Origin of the sequence: Caulobacter radicis (assembly GCF_003094615.1) — a bacterium.
Classification (GTDB): Bacteria; Pseudomonadota; Alphaproteobacteria; order Caulobacterales; family Caulobacteraceae; genus Caulobacter; species Caulobacter radicis.
Genome location: NZ_QDKO01000013.1, coordinates 1 through 16,005, shown reverse-complemented (window position 1 = coordinate 16,005; position 16,005 = coordinate 1). Strand labels below are relative to the sequence as shown.

Annotated in this window: 14 protein-coding genes and 1 tRNA gene; 9 read left to right on the top strand and 6 right to left on the bottom strand. The window is 69.2% G+C overall.

Features of this window, described 5'->3' with window-relative positions; translation table 11 throughout:
* Positions 1 to 71 precede the first annotated feature (71 nt).
* The 5 genes from DDF62_RS07835 to flgF form a co-directional block, all read right to left on the bottom strand.
* Entirely contained in the window at positions 72 to 533 is a 462-nt protein-coding gene (locus DDF62_RS07835) for a hypothetical protein (protein ID WP_116488611.1), read from the bottom strand.
* A 140-nt stretch (positions 534 to 673) separates the two neighbouring features.
* Positions 674 to 1,405, bottom strand: coding sequence for a flagellar basal body L-ring protein FlgH (gene flgH, locus DDF62_RS07830; protein ID WP_058349203.1), 732 nt, complete (start codon positions 1,403 to 1,405; stop codon positions 674 to 676).
* Between the two features lie 17 nt (positions 1,406 to 1,422).
* Positions 1,423 to 2,184, bottom strand: coding sequence for a flagellar basal body P-ring formation chaperone FlgA (flgA, locus tag DDF62_RS07825; protein ID WP_116488610.1), 762 nt, complete (start codon positions 2,182 to 2,184; stop codon positions 1,423 to 1,425).
* A gap of 4 nt (positions 2,185 to 2,188) precedes the next feature.
* On the bottom strand, positions 2,189 to 2,977 hold the full coding sequence (gene flgG / locus DDF62_RS07820) for a flagellar basal-body rod protein FlgG (RefSeq protein ID WP_116488609.1): 789 nt from the start codon (positions 2,975 to 2,977) through the stop codon (positions 2,189 to 2,191).
* 13 nt (positions 2,978 to 2,990) lie between these two features.
* The gene (gene flgF, locus DDF62_RS07815) at positions 2,991 to 3,728 is read right to left on the bottom strand and encodes a flagellar basal-body rod protein FlgF (protein ID WP_116488608.1); all 738 of its coding nucleotides are present in this window, start codon (positions 3,726 to 3,728) and stop codon (positions 2,991 to 2,993) included.
* A gap of 222 nt (positions 3,729 to 3,950) precedes the next feature.
* Here flgF and fliL point away from each other — a divergent pair, with 222 nt between their 5' ends.
* The 5 genes from fliL to DDF62_RS07790 are packed head-to-tail and all read left to right on the top strand — an operon-like array spanning position 3,951 to position 10,038.
* Positions 3,951 to 4,559 carry a flagellar basal body-associated protein FliL gene (gene fliL / locus DDF62_RS07810; RefSeq protein WP_116488607.1) on the top strand — a complete coding sequence of 203 codons (609 nt, stop codon included), beginning with the start codon at positions 3,951 to 3,953 and terminating at the stop codon, positions 4,557 to 4,559.
* A gap of 27 nt (positions 4,560 to 4,586) precedes the next feature.
* Positions 4,587 to 5,741: a flagellar motor switch protein FliM gene (gene fliM / locus DDF62_RS07805; RefSeq protein WP_058349208.1), complete on the top strand. Its 1,155-nt coding sequence runs from the start codon at positions 4,587 to 4,589 to the stop codon at positions 5,739 to 5,741.
* Positions 5,738 to 6,349, top strand: coding sequence for a DUF6468 domain-containing protein (locus DDF62_RS07800; RefSeq protein WP_116488606.1), 612 nt, complete (start codon positions 5,738 to 5,740; stop codon positions 6,347 to 6,349). Before fliM ends, DDF62_RS07800 begins: the two co-directional genes overlap by 4 nt.
* Positions 6,346 to 7,137: a MotE family protein gene (locus DDF62_RS07795; protein ID WP_116488605.1), complete on the top strand. Its 792-nt coding sequence runs from the start codon at positions 6,346 to 6,348 to the stop codon at positions 7,135 to 7,137. The genes DDF62_RS07800 and DDF62_RS07795 overlap by 4 nt, the downstream gene beginning before the upstream one ends.
* Before the next feature lie 18 nt (positions 7,138 to 7,155).
* Positions 7,156 to 10,038 carry a tetratricopeptide repeat protein gene (locus tag DDF62_RS07790; protein ID WP_116488604.1) on the top strand — a complete coding sequence of 961 codons (2,883 nt, stop codon included), beginning with the start codon at positions 7,156 to 7,158 and terminating at the stop codon, positions 10,036 to 10,038.
* Positions 10,039 to 10,053: 15 nt separating this feature from the next.
* Here DDF62_RS07790 and pcaF read toward each other — a convergent pair whose 3' ends face one another.
* Positions 10,054 to 11,265: a 3-oxoadipyl-CoA thiolase gene (gene pcaF, locus DDF62_RS07785; protein WP_116488603.1), complete on the bottom strand. Its 1,212-nt coding sequence runs from the start codon at positions 11,263 to 11,265 to the stop codon at positions 10,054 to 10,056.
* Positions 11,266 to 11,362: 97 nt separating this feature from the next.
* On the opposite strand from pcaF, the gene DDF62_RS07780 reads away from it, so the two are divergent.
* The 4 genes from DDF62_RS07780 to DDF62_RS07765 all read left to right on the top strand — a co-directional run bounded on the left by DDF62_RS07780 (position 11,363) and on the right by DDF62_RS07765 (position 15,379).
* The gene (locus DDF62_RS07780; RefSeq protein WP_116488602.1) at positions 11,363 to 11,767 is read left to right on the top strand and encodes a VOC family protein; all 405 of its coding nucleotides are present in this window, start codon (positions 11,363 to 11,365) and stop codon (positions 11,765 to 11,767) included.
* Between the two features lie 63 nt (positions 11,768 to 11,830).
* Entirely contained in the window at positions 11,831 to 12,610 is a 780-nt protein-coding gene (locus DDF62_RS07775; protein ID WP_341871562.1) for an acyl-CoA thioesterase, read from the top strand.
* An 87-nt stretch (positions 12,611 to 12,697) separates the two neighbouring features.
* Positions 12,698 to 12,772 (top strand) — tRNA-Thr (locus DDF62_RS07770).
* 348 nt (positions 12,773 to 13,120) lie between these two features.
* Complete coding sequence (locus DDF62_RS07765) at positions 13,121 to 15,379, top strand: TonB-dependent receptor (RefSeq protein WP_116488600.1); 2,259 nt, start codon at positions 13,121 to 13,123, stop codon at positions 15,377 to 15,379.
* Positions 15,380 to 16,005 lie beyond the last annotated feature (626 nt).

Genomic DNA, 16,005 nt, shown 5'->3' with positions numbered 1-16,005 from the left:
GAGAGAGGGGTTTGAAGCGCGTTCCACCGTGGCGAGGGAGGCGGAAGAAGGGAGCGGGAGGAAAGCTCGCCCTAAGCCCCGCACGCCTCGAAGAACGCCTTCACGCGGCGGCGCTCGTCGGCCTTGGCGGCGATGCTGTGGCGCTGGCCGGCGTTAACGATCGCCAGATCGCCCGTGCGGCGAAAATTGCCTAGTGCAGGGTCGCGCGTCGTCGCCGAGGCCATGAGGATGGTCCCGTTCCCGCCGCTTTCGGCGGGCTTGGCGGCCAGGTGCGACGTCCGGTCGCGGCTGGCCAGCCCTATGGTCGCGCCTTCCAGCCCGCTGGCCGAAACCTCGACCGGCCCGCCCGGCGCGGGGCAGACCAGCATCAGCAGCACCTCGTCGCTGGAGGGGCGGCCGTAGGCCAGTTTCGGGCCTTCGCCGGGCTCGTTGAGATAGGCCCAGGCATAGGCGGGATTTGCCGACTGCTCGTGCGCGCAGCCGACCAGCCCGAGGGTGGCGAGCAGTGCGGCGGCGACGAGGCGGGAAGACATGGCGGCGGATCTCCTTCGTCAGGAGAACGCCTCGCCGCCTAGGCGGTTTCTGCCGGTCTTCCTCCGCTCACCCTGGGGGCGGCGGAGGAGAGCCTATTGTACGCTGTGTTCCGGACCTGTCCGGAACGGCCCCTAGATCATCAGAACGGCGAGAACTTCTCGACCAGCGACTGGCCGGCCGGGGTCTTCTGCACGCGGCTGATGTCGCCGCGGCCGCCATAGTTGATGCGGGCTTCGGCGATCTGGGTGTGCTTGATGGTGTTGGCCGAGGAGATGTCTTCGGGGCGAACGATGCCGGCCACGGTCAGCTGGCGCAGCTCGTTGTTGGTCTTCACCTCCTGGGTGCCCTGGATGACCATGTTGCCGTTGGGCATGACCTGGGCGACGATCGCGGCGACCGTCAGGTTGATCTTCTCCGAGCGGCTGACGCTGCCGGCGCCCGCGTTGGAGAAGGCCGAGTTGGTGCCCACGGCGTTGGCCGGGTCGAAGCCGCCCGGCAGAACCTTGCCCAGGCTGGATTCCAGGCCGAAGAAGTTGCTGACCCCGGCGTTGCCCGTCGAGGTGCGCGAGGACTTGCTGGTGTTGGAGGTGCTGACGCTGTCGTCGATCTCGATCAGCACGGTGACGATGTCGCCGACGCGGCTGGCGCGTTGGTCGTTGAAGAAGGCGCGGGCGCCGACGCGCCACAGCGAGTTGGCCGAGGCGGCCTGCGGGGCCGGTTCGCGGGCCGAGACGTAGGTCGGGGCCATCGGGGCCAGCGAGGCGGGATAGCCGACGGGGGCCAGTTCGGGGCCCTTCACCGCTTCGGTGACGGTCGAGCAGGCGGCGATCGGGGCGAGCAGGGCGAGGGCGACGAAGGCGGCGGGGCGCATGGGTGTCTCTTGCTCTCTTAGCGGGCGGCGTAGCGCACGGAATTGGAACGGGCCTTGAGGGCTTGCGCCTCGGGGCCGACGGCGGCCGAACCGGGGCCGGTGGCCACCGCTTCGATGATCTTCTTGCTGGCGGTGTTCTGCACGCTGACGGCTTCTCCGACGGCGGCGGCGCTCATGGCCTTGCCTTGCAAGGTGAGGGCCACGCCGGCGTAGTCGTAGGTGACTGCGACAACATCGCCCTTGGCGATGACCTGGGCGGCGGCGACGTCGCGCATCGAGGCGGCGGAACCCTCGCGCAGCGGGCGCTTGGTGGTCATGCCGATCATGGCGTCGGCGTCGGCCGGGGCGTCGAAGGGCGCCGAGGCGACCTTGATCCACACCAAGTCCTGCGGCTGCACGGTCTCGCCGGCGGCCAGGCTGCGGGCGTAGGCAAGAACCTCCACGTTGCCGCGCGGGGCGGCGGCCGAAGCGCCGGCCAGCTGGCCGCCGCCTTCGGCGCCCTGGCGCACGATCACGCGGCGCAGGCCCTGCGGGTTGGCCCAGTCCAGGCCGGCGCGGCGGGCGGTCATCTGCAGCTGGGCGGCGTCGAGCACGACGCTGGGACCGACGCGGCGGGCGATCACGACCGACCCGGCCGAGCCGGCGCCGTCGAAGAGTTCGCCCAGCGTGATGACGCCGTCGGCGTCGGTGGTGTCCTGGCGCAGGCTGACGGGCTGGCCGGCGAAGGCGGCCGGGGCGGCGATCAGCAGGGCGGCGGCGGCGAGAAGCAGGCTTTTCATGAGCTTACGACCGCAGGTTCGAGGTGGCCTGGAGCATCTGGTCGGCCGTGGTGATGACCTTGGAGTTCATCTCGTAGGCGCGCTGGGCGACGATCAGCGAGGTGATTTCGCTGACGGCGTCGACGTTCGAGGCTTCGGTGTAGTTCTGCAGCAGGGTGCCGAAGCCGGGCTGGCCGGGGGCGGCGATGTTGGCCGCGCCGGACGCGCCGGTCTCCAGATAGAGGTTGTCGCCGATGGCCTCGAGGCCGCCTTCGTTCATGAAGTTGGCCAGTTCGATCTGGCCCACCGTCTGCGGCTCGGTCTGGCCGTCGAGGTTGACCTGCACCAGGCCGGTCTTGCCGATCGAGATGCCGGTGGTGTTTTCCGGCAGGGTGATGCCCGGCTGGACCAGGTAGCCGTCCTCGGTGACGATCTGGCCCTGGTCGTTGGTCGAGAAGTTGCCGGCGCGGGTGTAGGCGGTCTCGCCCGAGGGCAGCAGGATCTGCAGGTAGCCCTTGCCCTGGATGGCCACGTCCAGCGGGTTGTTGGTCATGGTCGGCGTGCCCTGCTCGGTGATGCGGTACACCGAGCCGGCCTTGACGCCGCCGCCGACTTGAACGCCGGTCGGGACCACGTTGCCGTCGCTCGACGACTGGGCGCCGGCGCGCTCGATCGTCTGGTACAGCAGGTCCTGGAACTCGGCCCGTTGGCGCTTGAAGCCGACGGTGTTCATGTTGGCGATGTTGTTCGAGATGACCTCGACGTTCAGCTGTTGGGCCGACATGCCGGTCGCGGCGGTGCGCAGAGCTTGCATTGTTCGTTATCCCTTACTGGACCTTGCCCATGCGCTCGACGGCGGAGCGCGAGAGTTCGGCGGTCTGGTCCATCATCTTGGCGATGCTCTCGTAGGCGCGGCTGACCTCGATGAGCTTGGTGATCTGCTGGATGGGCTGGACGTTCGACCCCTCCAGCATGCCTTGGTGCACGATCGCGTCGGTGGCGGACTGCGGGGTCTCGTTGCCGACGTTGCGATAGAGGTTGTCGCCGTCCTTGCGCAGCGAGGCGAGGTCGGAGAAGCGGGCGACGCCGATCTTGCCCACGCGCACCTGGCCCTGGGTGACGATGCCGTCACGGCCGATGCTGACGGGGCCCAGTTCGGGGTCGATGGTGATCTGGCCGCCGCCGTCGTCCAGCACCGGAGCGCCTTCCTGGGTGGTCAGGACGCCTTCGGGGTTGGTGGTGAAGCGGCCGTCGCGGGTGTAGCGCTCGCCGTCGCCGGTCGAGACCTTGAAGAACCCCTGGTTCTCGATGGCCAGGTCGAAGGTCCCGCCGGTCTGGTTCAGGGCGCCGGGCGTGAAGTCGCGGACCACGCCGTCGTCGAGCACGAACTTGATCGGCGCCGGGCCGCCCGCGGTGCGCGCGGGCTTGGCCGGTTCGGTGCGGACCATCAGGTCCTCGACCTTGAAGCCCGTGGTGTTCGCGTTGGCGATGTTGTTCGCGACGATGTCCAGCTCACGACGGAGCGTCATCTGCCGCGAAAGGCCCACATACAGCGCGTTGTCCATGACGATTAACTCGCAGTTTGGCGCGACAAATGCGCCGCAACCCTGCAAGCAAGGCCCGTGCCAACTCGAAAATCGCAATGAAATCAGCGAAGAGGGTGGTTAACGGCGGCGCTTTGTCAGAGTCCGCCGGGCAGATTCGACCTGCGACCAAATGGCCTTCAAAAGAGATCGTTAACCATGCTCGCGCATGAGTACGGGTCATAGATTTCAAGGAACCTGCGCGTGGCCAAGAAACCCCCCAAGGAAGCTCCCGCCCCGGAAGGCGAAGAGGGCGCTGCCGAGGGTGAAGCTCCCGCCAAGAAGAAGCCGCCGATCATCCTGATCGCGGCGGCCGCCGGCCTGCTCGTGGTCGGGGGCGGCGGGGCCGCGGCCTTCTTCCTGATGAAGCCCAAGCCGGCCGCCGAGGGCGAAGCCGGCCACGGGGAGGAGAAGAAGGAAAAGAAAAAGGAAAAGAAGAAGGAAGGCGAGGAGGCCAAGCCCGCCGAGGGCGGCGCCGGCGCGCCGGTCGTCAAGGAAGGCCCCGACGGCGTGGTGTTCTACACCCTGCCCGACATCGTCGTGAACATGCAGTCGGCCGACGGCAAGTCGACCTTCCTGAAGCTGAAGCTGACGTTCGAGCTGCCCGACGAGGAGACGGCCGACGCGCTGACGCCGAACCTTCCGCGCCTGACCGACATGTTCCAGACCTTCCTGCGCGAGCTGCGTCCCGAGGACCTCGCCGGCAGCCAGGGCAGCTACCAGCTGCGCGCCGAGCTGCTGCGCCGGGTGAACCTGGTGGCCGCCCCTTCGAAAGTGAACGCCGTCCTGATCGAGGAGATGCTGATCAACTAGCCTTCGGGCCGGCTGAGGCGAACCATCATGGCAGACGAGATCGACGATCAGGCCGCGATGGCCCAATGGGCGGCGGAGAACCCCCCGGGGACCTTCGACGCCTCGGGCGGCGGCGAGCTGAACAACAGCTTCGGCGACTTCAGCGGCGGCATGGCCGGCATGGCCGGCTGGGACGACGGCGGCGGCGACGGCATGGGATCCGAGCGGATCCTGAACCAGGACGAGATCGACAGCCTGCTGGGCTTCGACCTGTCGGGCGACGGCGGCGACGACCGCACCGGCATCCGCGCCATCATCAACTCGGCCCTCGTCTCGTACGAGCGCCTGCCGATGCTGGAAATCGTCTTCGACCGCCTGGTGCGGTTGATGACGACGTCCTTGCGCAACTTCACGTCCGACAACGTCGAGGTCAGCCTCGACAACATCAGCTCGATCCGTTTCGGCGACTACCTGAACTCGATCCCGCTGCCGGCCATACTGGCGGTGTTCCGGGCCGAGGAGCTGGACAACTACGGCCTGCTGACGGTCGACTCCAACCTGATCTACTCGATCGTCGACGTGCTGCTGGGCGGCCGTCGCGGCACCGCCGCCATGCGCATCGAGGGCCGTCCCTACACCACCATCGAACGCGTGCTGGTGCAGCGGATGGTCGAGGTGGTGCTGAACGACGCCAAGGCCGCCTTCGAGCCGCTGCATCCGGTGTCGTTCACCCTGGACCGCCTGGAGACCAACCCGCGCTTCGCCGCCATCGCCCGTCCGGCCAACGCCGCGATCCTGGTGAAGCTGCGCATCGACATGGAAGACCGCGGCGGCCGCATCGAACTCCTGCTGCCCTACGCCACGCTCGAACCCATCCGGAAGATGCTGCTGCAGCAGTTCATGGGCGAGAAGTTCGGCCGCGACAACATCTGGGAAGGCCACTTGGCCACCGAGCTGTGGACCACCCAGATGGAGGTGCGCGCGGTGCTCGACGAGCAGCAGCTGCCGCTTTCCAAGGTGCTGAACCTGCAGGTCGGCGACACGTTGATGCTGAACGCCACGCCCGACAGCCTGGTGGAGTTGCGGGCGGGGTCGATTCCGCTTACCCGCGGCCGGATGGGCCGCCGTAACCATTCCATCGCCATTCGGGCCGACGCCCCGCTGACGCCCGCGGCGAAGAAGGCGGTTCAGAAGCTGAAATGAGCCTGATCTCGGTCGCCTTGCAGGTTCTTCTGGCGGTGCTGCTGATGGTGGCGCTGGTCTTCGGCTGGCGCCTGGAGCGCAAGCTGAAGGCGCTGCGCGACGCTCAGTCGGGCTTCGCCAAGGCCGTGGCCGACCTGGACAACGCCGCCCAGCGCGCCGAGCAGGGCCTGGCCGACCTGCGCGCGGCGACCGACGAAGCTTCCGAATACCTGGCCGACCGCATCGAGAAGGCCAAGGCCCTGGCCGCGCAGCTGGACGAGCGCATGAGCCGCGCCGCCGCCCCGCGCATCGAGGCCCGCCCCGAGCCGGCCCAGCGTCAGATGCGCGAGCCGCGTGATTTCGCCGCGCCGCCGGCGCCCGAAGCCGCGCCCGCCGGCGGTCGCCGCCTGAACGCGCAGGACTTCGAGGCCATGCTGGAGCGCGAGGCCCGCGCCCGCGGCGCCAGCCCTGCGACCTCGCGTCCCGCGACGCCTGCGCAATCCTCGCCTATTTCGTCCGCCACGCCCGCGCGTGAAACCCCGCGTTCACGCGCGCGGGTGGATGATGACCTGTTCGACGGCCCCGACCCCGCGTCGCGGCCCGGATCGCCATTCAGAGACCGTCGATGAAGAACGTTCCTCGCATCCTGCCGATCGTCGGCGTCGCCGTGGTCGGCGTCCTGGCGGTCAACGCCCTGGCCGGCGCAAAGTCGGTTCCCGACCTGCTGAGCGGGGCGAAAGCCTTCGCCGAGGGCGCCAAGGCCGACAAGAAGGACGCCAAGGGCGAGGAAGCCGCCTCGGCCGAGGGCGCGTCGACCGACGCCGCCGCCAAGGCTTCGGGCGCCGCGCCGCCGCGCATCTGCGCGCCGTCGGCCACAGATCTGGCCAAGGAAGCGGGCCTGTCGCCGGCCGAGCTGCGCGTGCTGCAGAGTCTGGGCGCGCGTCGCGGCCAGCTGGACCAGCGCGAACAGGACATCGACGTCCAGCTTCAGCTGCTGGCCGCCGCCGAAGCCAAGCTCGACGCCAAGATGAAGACCCTCAACGGCATGAAGGGCGAGATCCAGGGCCTGCTGGGCCAGGCCGACAGCCAGAAGGCCGCCGAGGTCGATCGCATGGTCACCGTGTTCTCGGCCATGAAGCCCAAGGACGCCGCCGCCCGCCTGACGGTGCTGGACGACAGCGTGCGCCTGCCGATCGCCGCCAAGATGAAGGAACGCACCCTGGCGATGATCCTGGCCAACATGGCGCCGGGCGACGCCAAGGTGCTGACCGAGCGCCTGGCCAGCCGCTTCTCGGGCGACGCCATCGCCAAGGGCAAGGCCGCCGTGGCCGAGAACGGCGCCGCTCCGGCCGCCGGCGGCCAGCAGGCCGCGGCTCCGCCGCTGGCCGGCGCGGCCGCGCCGAAAAAGGCCGGCTAAGGGGAAGCTGGGGGGCTCATGAACCTGCGGGGGGCGTTGAAGGCGAGCGTTGCGGCGATCTGTATCGCCGGCGTCGTCGCGCCCACCGTCCTGGCCGCCGCCCCCGCCGCCGCGCAGGCCGCCCGTCCCGCCGCCAATCAGGGCGATCTGGCCGTCCGCGTCGCCCAGGCCCCCGATTTCTCGCGCCTGGAGTTCCGCTGGAGCGGCCGCGTTCCGGTGATGAAGATGCGCCGCGAGGGCCAGCAGGCGATCCTGCGCTTCGGCCGCGACGCCAATCCCAACCTGGCCAGCCTTCGCATCGCCCCGCCGCGCTGGGTGAAGACGGTCGAGGCCCGCCACGTCGGCGGCGCGCTGGAACTCGTCCTGACCCTGACCGACGACGCCGACCTGCGGGTGGGGCGCGCCGACGGGATCGACTTCGTCAACGTCTTCGCCAAGCCGCCGCAGGCCGGAGCGCCCCCCGCGCCCACGCCCGCTCCGGTTCCGCGCGATCCGCGCCGGCCCAATCCCGCGCCCGCCAGCGGCGTGGTCGCCGTGGGCTACAGCAAGACCGACGGCCAGACCCAGTTCACGACCACCTGGGCCGCGCCGGCCGCCGCCGCCGTGTTCAAGCGCGGCGAGGCGGTGTGGGTGGTGTTCGACGCCCCGGTCCGGCTGGACCTGGGCCGTACGCCTCAGATCGGCCCCAGCCACACCAAGATCCAGGTCTTCCGTGGGGCGGATTATTCGGCCCTGCGCATCGTCACCAAGCCCGGCGTGCCGGTCTATGCCGAAGGGCAGGGCAACAACTGGACCGTGGCTCTGGGCGCGGGCCTGCAACGCGAGCCCGACCCGGTGAAGGTGGCCCGCGACGAGGCCGTCACCCCCGCCAGCCTGTCGGCGAACCTGGCCGGCGCCGCGCGCCCCGTGTGGGTCAGCGATCCGGCCGTCGGCGACCGCATCGGCGTCGTGCCGGCCCTGGCTCCGTCCAAGGGCCTGGCCTCGCGCCGCGAGTATGTCGAGATGGCGCTGCTGCCGTCGGCCCAGGGGCTGGCGGTCGAGGCCTTCGCCAGCGACGTCCAGATCCTGACCGAAGGCGACATCGTCCGCATCGGCCGGCCCAAGGGGCTGGTGCTGTCGCCCGCTTCTGTCGGCGGAGCCGCCGCCGAGGTGGTCACCGGCGCGCCGCAGCCGGCCGCCATGCCGGCGGTCATCGACCTGGAGAACTGGCCCAAGACCGGGTCGGGCGGTTTCCTGGCCCGCTACAACGCCTTGCAGGCGGCCATCGCCGCCGTCGATCCGGCCGACCGCCAGGGCGACATCGCCGCCCGCATGGCCCTGGCCCGCTTCCTGGTCGGCTCGGGCCTGTCGTTCGAGGCCATCGGCGTGCTCAACGCCGCCGCCCGCAAGCAGCAGGCGCTGCTGGGCGACGGCGAGTTCCGCGGCCTGCGCGGCGCGGCCAAGGCCATGGCCGGCCGTTGGGCCGAGGCCGAGGCCGACTTCTCCTCGCCCGTGCTGTCGGACGATCCGTCCAGCGCCCTGTGGCGCGGCTATGTGGCCTACAAGCAGGGCCAGTGGGTGGACGCCCGCAACAAGTTCGCCGCCGGCGGCCAGGCCATGAACCTGTTCCCGGCCGTGTGGCAGGCGCGCTTCCTGGGCGCCCAGGCCGACTCCGCGGCGGCGACCGGCGACGGGATCGGCGCCGAGCGGCTGGTCAGCCAGGCGCTGAAGCTGCCCAAGCTGCCGATCGTCGACCAGCTGGAGCTGCGCCTGGTCCAGGCCAAGGCGTTCGAACTACAGGGCCGCAAGGACAAGGCCCTGAAGATGTTCCAGGCCATCGGCAAGGCGCCGAACGACCGCATCGCCACGCCGGCCGTGCTGCACGCCACCCAGATCCGGCTGGAGAAGAACCAGATCTCGCCGGCCGAGGCCGCCAGGACCCTGGACCAGCTGCGTTTCCGCTGGCGCGGCGACGGCGTCGAGCTCGACGTCGTGCGGGCGCTGGGCAAGCTCTATATCGACCAGGGCCGTTATCGCGAGGCGCTGGAGGTGCTGCGTTCGGCCAGCAAGGTGCTGCCCGACCTGCCGCAGGCCGTGGCCCTGCAGAACGACCTCTACGGCGCCTTCCGCACCCTGTTCCTCGACGGCCTGGCCGACGGCATGCAGCCGATCCAGGCCGTGGGCCTGTTCTACGACTACCAGGACCTGACCCCGATCGGCGCCGACGGCGACCAGATGGTCCGTAACCTGGTGCGCCGCCTGGTGGACGTCGATCTCCTGGACGAGGCCGCCAAGCTGCTGAAATACCAGGTCGACAACCGCCTGAACGGCGTGCCCAAGGCCCAGGTGGCCACCGACCTGGCCTGGATCTACCTGATGGACCGCAAGCCCGAGGACGCCCTGGCGGCGATCAACGGCACCCGCACCACCATCCTGCCGCCGGTGCTCAACGCCGAACGGCGCCTGGCCACCGCCCGCTCGCTGATGACGCTGGGCCGCTACGACGACGCCCTTGAGGTGATCGAGGGCGACAAGGGCAAGGACGCTCAGGACATCCGCGGCGACATCGCCTGGAAGCAGCGCAACTGGGCCCTGGCCGGCAAGCTGTACGAAGCCGCCCTGGGCGACCGCTTCAAGAACGCCGCGGCCCTGTCGCCGTCGGACGAGGCCAAGCTGATGCGCGCGGCCGTGGCCTACAGCCTGTCGGACGACGACGCCTCGCTGGGCCGCCTGCGCACGCGCTACACCGACCTGATCGGCACGGCCCGCAATCCCGACGGCCTGCGCGTGGCCCTGGCCGGCGTCGACGGCGTGGCCTCGAGCAGCGACTTCAGCCGCGTGACCGCCGAGAACGAGGTGTTCAACGGCTGGGTCGCCAAGATGAAGGACCGCTTCCGCGCGGCCGCGACGCCGAAGGTCTAGGGGGCGGAGGGGGTCTTACACCCGTTCCAACGCCAGCGCCGCGCCTTGGCCCACGCCGATGCACAGCGTCGCCAGGGCGCGCTTGCCGCCGGTCGCCTCCAGCTGGCGCAGGGCCGTCAACGCCAGCCGCGTTCCCGAAGCGCCGAGCGGGTGGCCAAGAGCGATCGCGCCGCCGTTGGGGTTCACGTGCGCGCCGTCGTCGGGCAGGCCCAGCTGGCGCAGAACCGCCAGGCCCTGGGCGGCGAAGGCCTCGTTCAGCTCGACCACGTCGAAGTCGCCGATCGAGAGGCCGGTGCGCGCCAGCAGGCGCTGGGTGGCGGGCACGGGGCCGATGCCCATCACCCGAGGCGCGACGCCGGCGGTGGCGTAGCCCAGCACCCGGGCGCGGGGCGTCAGGCCGTGGCGCTTCACCGCGTCTTCCGAGGCCAGGATGATCGCCGCGGCGCCGTCGTTGACGCCCGAGGCGTTGCCGGCGGTGATCGTGCCGCCGGGGCGGACGATCGGCTTCAGCTTGGCCAGGGCCTCCAGCGTGGTCTCGCGCGGATGCTCGTCGCGGTCGACGATCGTGGGGCCGGCCTTGCCCGGGATCTCGACCGGTGTGATCTCGCCCTCGAAGAAGCCGGCCTTGATCGCGGCGGCCGCACGTTGCTGGCTGCGCAGGGCGAAGGCGTCCTGGTCGGCGCGGCTGATCGCGTAGTCGGTCGCGACGTTCTCGGCGGTCTCGGGCATGGAATCGACGCCGTAGGCCGCCCGCATGGCCGGATTGACGAACCGCCAGCCGATGGTGGTGTCGAAGATCTCGGCGTTGCGCGAGAAGGCGCTGTCGGCCTTGCCCATGACGAAGGGCGCGCGGCTCATGCTCTCGACGCCGCCGGCGACGACGAGATCGGCCTGGCCCGACAGGATAGCTCGCGCGGCGTAGCCGACGGCCTCCAGACCCGAGGCGCAAAGCCGGTTGACGGTGACGCCGGGGATTGTCTGCGGCAGGCCCGCCAGCAGCAGGGCCATGCGGGCGACGTTGCGGTTGTCCTCGCCGGCCTGGTTGGCGCCGCCATATACGACCTCGTCCACCGCGCTCCAGTCGAGGCCGGGATTGCGCGCCATCAGGGCCTTGAGCGGGATCGCCGCCAGGTCGTCGGCGCGGACCTTGGCCAGCGCGCCGCCATAGCGGCCGAACGGGGTGCGGATGGCGTCGCAGATATAGGCGACCTTTGGGGCGGTGGTCATGACGGTTCCCGAAGCGGCGTTCGGCCTGCATTCAAACGAACGTTTGCGATCGGCGCAATGCGCTTGCGATGGGCGGGCAGGGGGCTAGGCTGGAAGCATGAGTCCCACCGTGCAGCCCTTCCTGATGTTCCAGGACGGCGTCGGCCCCGACGCCCTGGACTTCTACGTCTCGGTTTTCCCGGGCAGCGTGGTCGAGGAGGTCGAGCTCTACGGCTCCGCGGCCCCCGGACCGCAGGGCACGATCAAGACCGCGCGCTTCACGATCGGCGGCCAGAGCGTGATGTGCAGCGACAGCTTCATCAAGCACGCTTTTACCTTCACGCCGTCGTTCTCGTTCTTCGTCACCTGCGCCTCGGCCGCCGAGGTCGATCGCCTGGCGGGCGTGCTGGGCGAGGGCGGCGGGGTGCTGATGCCGCCGGGAAACTACGGCTTCAGCCCGTGGTTCGCCTGGGTGTCGGACCGGTTCGGCGTCTCCTGGCAACTGAACGTCGGGGAAGATTGACGTCAGTTTCGAATTAGGACTATGTCGATCGCGCGCCGCTCCAGGCGCGGGAGACCAAGCACCGTGCCCAGCTACAGCGAACTGATCGACGCCCTGCGGATCGACGGCGAGACGGTGATCGCGACCGTGGGCGACGACTGGAAGCAGGGGCGCACCACCTATGGCGGCCTGTCGGCGGCCCTGTGCCTGGAGGCGGCCGAGCGGCGCCTGCCCGACGCCCCGCCGCTGCGCTCGGCCCAGTTCGCCTTCGTCGGCCCGGCGGCCGGTGAGCTGTCGGCCAGGGTCGAGGTACTGCGCCAGGGCAAGTCGGCGCTGTTCGCCAGCGTCGACCTGGCCGGGGAAGGGGGGCTGGCCACCCGCGGCGTGCTGACCTTCGGCGCCGGGCGCGCCTCCAGGCTCGATCATGTCGACCTGCCGGCGCCGACCGTTCCCGCGCCCGAGGCCTGCGAGCTGTTCATCCCCGAGGGGGCGGGGCCGGCCTTCGCGCGCCAGTTCGAGTTCCGCTACGTGGCCGGCGGTCGCCCCTTGAGCGGCGGGCCGCCGGACTTCTTGGTGTGGATCCGTCACCGCGACCCGGCCGCCCGGTCGCTGGCGGCCATGGTCGCCCTGGCCGACGCCCTGCCGCCGCCGGCGCTGTCGGTGTTCGACCAGTTCGCGCCGATCTCGACCATGACCTGGTCGATGGACGTGCTGGGCGATGCGCCGGAAGACGACGGCTGGCGGCTGATGAGCAGCCGGGCCGAGACGATCCGCGACGGCTACTCGGCCCAGGCCATGATCCTGTGGAGCCGGGACGGGACGCCGCTGATCGCCGCCCGCCAGACGGTGGCGGTGTTTCTCTGAAGCGCGCCTAGGGGAGGGGCGAGGGCATTGCCTCGCCCCGTCGACTGCGGCTAAGGAGAACGCCCGTTCGCGAAAACGCGTCGGCGCGCCGGTTTAGCTCAGCGGTAGAGCAGCGGTTTTGTAAACCGAAGGTCGGGGGTTCAATCCCCTCAACCGGCACCAGTTTTCCCTTCAGTCGCGAAGCCAGATCCGGTCGGCGCCGTCCGCCGATGCACCGCCGCGCGTCGGTCTCGTCGCCAATTCATTCGTTCACGGAGCGTTGTTCGGGTAAGTTGTGTCTTACTTGCCGATCGCGCGAGCCAGATCGTTGCGCCAAGGCGTTGGAGTAAGATTATATATTGTTGTTATTCTAGTTCAATTTTATGCAGTAATTGCAGTCCTCAAGCTGTGGTCAGGTTAGGCACAACGTCGAGTGTCGTGAAAAATTCAAGCAATAGCGCTGGTTTTTTATAGCCCCGCCGTAACTTCGCGGCGTAGGCAGCGCCCCTATAATTTACAGGGGATAGACCTATGAACCATCGCCACACTTGGCTTGCTCTGTCGGTGAGCGGGCTTGCGCTGCTGGCCAGCGCGCCGGCCCTGGCCCAGCAGGCGCCGACGACCGACGCCACGATCACCGAAGAGATCGTCGTCACCGCCCAGCGCCGCAGCGAAAACATCCGCGACGTGCCGTTCGCCGTCACCGCCCTGGGCGGCAAGACCCTGGCGGCTGTCTCGGCCGGCGGCGGCGACGTGCTGTCGCTCTCGGCCCGCGTGCCCAGCCTGCAGATCGAAAGCTCCAACGGCCGCTACGCCCCGCGCTTCTACATCCGGGGCCTCGGCAACGTGGACTTCGACTTCAACGCCTCGCAGCCGGTGTCGGTCGTGCTCGACGACGTGGTGCTCGAGAACGTCTTCCTGAAGGGCTTCCCGCTGTTCGACGTCGAGCAGCTGGAAGTGCTGCGCGGCCCGCAGGGTACGCTGTTCGGCCGCAACACCCCGGCCGGCGTGGTCAAGATCGACACCGCCAAGCCGTCGGACAGCTTCGGCGGCTTCGGCTCGGTGGCCTATGGCAACCTGGGCGCGGTGCGGGCCGAGACGGGCGTGACCATCCCGGTCAATGACACCCTGTCGGTGCGCGTGGCGGGCCTGTGGAACCATCGCGACGACTGGGTCAACAACGCCTACAACCCCTCGTTCGCTGGCGACGGCGACGACCTGGGCGGCTTCGACGACGTCGCCGCCCGCGTGCATGTGGCCTTCAAGCCCACCGAGCGCCTCTCGACCCTGCTCACCCTGCAGGCCCGCGACTACATCGGCACGGGCACGCTGAACCGCGCCAACGTGCTGACCAAGGGCTCCAACGAGCTGAACAGCAACTTCGACCGCGACACGGTCTATTACGACGGCGGCCGCAACAACCCGCAGAAGCAGCACACCACCTCGCAGAGCCTGCAGGCGGCCTACGACTTCGGCCCGGTCACCCTGACCGGCGTGGTCAGCGCCTATCAGGGCCGCTCGTCGGGCGACGGCGACATCGACGGCGGCGTGGCCTCGGCCGCGGCGACCGCGCCCTACAAGACGCCGTTCAATTCCGAGACCGGCACCCTGTCGAGCGACCTGGACCAGAAGACCATCGAAGTCCGCCTGGCCTCGAACGGCGACACTCGCCTCGGCTGGCAGGTCGGCGCGTTCTTCTGGGACGAGCGCTTCAACCTCGTCTCGGGCACCTTCAACGGCACGGGCGGCCTGGCCCCGATCGTGATCGGCGACGTCGTCCAGCGCTCGGAATCCTGGTCGGTGTTCGGCCAGGCCAACTACAAGGTCACCGACGCCCTGAAGATCACCGGCGGCCTGCGCTATACCGAGGACAGCCGCGACTTCTCGGGCGACCGGATCATCCCGGCCGGCAGCACCAGCACCGCCCGTCCGCTGTTCGACGTGCGCCGTTCGGTCGGCGACGAGCAGGTCAGCTGGGACCTGAGCGCGCTCTACGAGGTCAACGGCGACCTCAACGTCTTCGCCCGCGTGGCCAAGGGCTATCGTGGCCCGTCGCTCCAAGGGCGCATCACCTCGTCCGACCTCATCACGGCCGCCAATTCGGAAACCGTGATGTCGTACGAGGCCGGCCTGAAGTCGCGTCTGTGGGAAGGGCGCGCGCGCCTGAACGCCACGGCCTACTACTACGAGGTCAGCGACCCGCAGTTCACGGCCATCGGCGGCGAGGGCAACTTCAACCAGCTGATCAACGCCGACAAGGGCGTGGGCTACGGCCTGGAGATCGACGGCGACGTCTATCTGGGCGCCGGCTTCAGCCTGGCCGGCGGGTTCGCCTACAATCACACCGAGATCAAGGACAAGGACCTGCTGGTCGCCTTCTGCGGCGCCAACTGCACCGTGACCGATCCGATCGTGACGGTGGGAACGACGCGCCGCGCCAACATCGACGGCAACCCGTTCCCGCAGGCTCCGAAGTACACGGCCAACATCACGTTGAACTACGTGCATGGCCTGCGCAACGGGACCGAGCTCTTCGCCTCGACGGACTGGGTCCTGCAGAAGGACTTCAACCTGTTCCTCTACGAGTCGGTCGAGTTCATGCAGGACACCAGCTTCGAGGGCGGCGCCCGCGCCGGCTGGCGTGATCCGGTCAAGGGCCTGGAGGCGGCGGTCTACGTCCGCAACCTGACCGACGAGGCCAATGTCATCGGCGCGATCGACTTCAACAACCTGACGGCCTTCGTCAACGAGCCGCGCACCTACGGCGTGCAGGTGACGAAGCGATTCTAAGGCTGACGGTCCCGGCGGCGCTCTTTCGAGCGCCGCCGGTGATCCGGGATTCGTCCCGATCTGCGATTTCCGGCGCCCAGGGCGCGCCGAAGCGGCGTCGTTTCGGCGGCCGATTCCCGCCGAGGCCGGCGGATGACTCGATTTTCCACTCCCTGTTTCTTCGTTTCGCCGCCTGACGCTCTTTCGCGGGCGAGGGGAGGGGGCCTTATTCGCCCATATGCGGCGGGCTTTTCGGGCGGTTCGCGAAGAAAATCGTCAAAGTGCGTTTCGGTGCGCTTGACTCAAAAAGGGCTCCCGCATAAACACCGCCCTCCCGACGCGGCCCGCCGCTTCGGGGGCTCATTCGAAGCTCTCTCTTCTTTCCGAGGCGCTGAACTCCATTCGGCGCCGCGGAGCGGTTCGGCCTCCTTCGAGGCGGAACGGTTCGGAAAAGAAAGTTGAAAATAGAGTTTGACAAAATGAGGCGCTGGTTTAAATAGCCGCCTCCGCCGACACCGGGCGCTAAACGGTGGGGTCGCTCCCCGGTTTCGGAGGCGGCTCGGAGCTTCGGCTCTGGTCTTTGACATTGTTGATTTGGAAAGAGAAACGCAGGCGGCGGCGCTCTGGCGGTTACCCTTCGAGGTAAC

Bases quoted from the DNA above. Each gene is read 5' to 3' on its own strand.
- DDF62_RS07835 (WP_116488611.1), bottom strand. From the start codon at position 533: ATGTCTTCCCGCCTCGTCGCCGCCGCACTGCTCGCCACCCTCGGGCTG.
- flgH (WP_058349203.1), bottom strand. From the start codon at position 1,405: ATGCGCCCCGCCGCCTTCGTCGCCCTCGCCCTGCTCGCCCCGATCGCC.
- flgA (WP_116488610.1), bottom strand. From the start codon at position 2,184: ATGAAAAGCCTGCTTCTCGCCGCCGCCGCCCTGCTGATCGCCGCCCCG.
- flgG (WP_116488609.1), bottom strand. From the start codon at position 2,977: ATGCAAGCTCTGCGCACCGCCGCGACCGGCATGTCGGCCCAACAGCTG.
- flgF (WP_116488608.1), bottom strand. From the start codon at position 3,728: ATGGACAACGCGCTGTATGTGGGCCTTTCGCGGCAGATGACGCTCCGT.
- fliM (WP_058349208.1), top strand. From the start codon at position 4,587: ATGGCAGACGAGATCGACGATCAGGCCGCGATGGCCCAATGGGCGGCG.
- DDF62_RS07800 (WP_116488606.1), top strand. From the start codon at position 5,738: ATGAGCCTGATCTCGGTCGCCTTGCAGGTTCTTCTGGCGGTGCTGCTG.
- DDF62_RS07795 (WP_116488605.1), top strand. From the start codon at position 6,346: ATGAAGAACGTTCCTCGCATCCTGCCGATCGTCGGCGTCGCCGTGGTC.
- DDF62_RS07790 (WP_116488604.1), top strand. From the start codon at position 7,156: ATGAACCTGCGGGGGGCGTTGAAGGCGAGCGTTGCGGCGATCTGTATC.
- pcaF (WP_116488603.1), bottom strand. From the start codon at position 11,265: ATGACCACCGCCCCAAAGGTCGCCTATATCTGCGACGCCATCCGCACC.
- DDF62_RS07780 (WP_116488602.1), top strand. From the start codon at position 11,363: ATGAGTCCCACCGTGCAGCCCTTCCTGATGTTCCAGGACGGCGTCGGC.
- DDF62_RS07765 (WP_116488600.1), top strand. From the start codon at position 13,121: ATGAACCATCGCCACACTTGGCTTGCTCTGTCGGTGAGCGGGCTTGCG.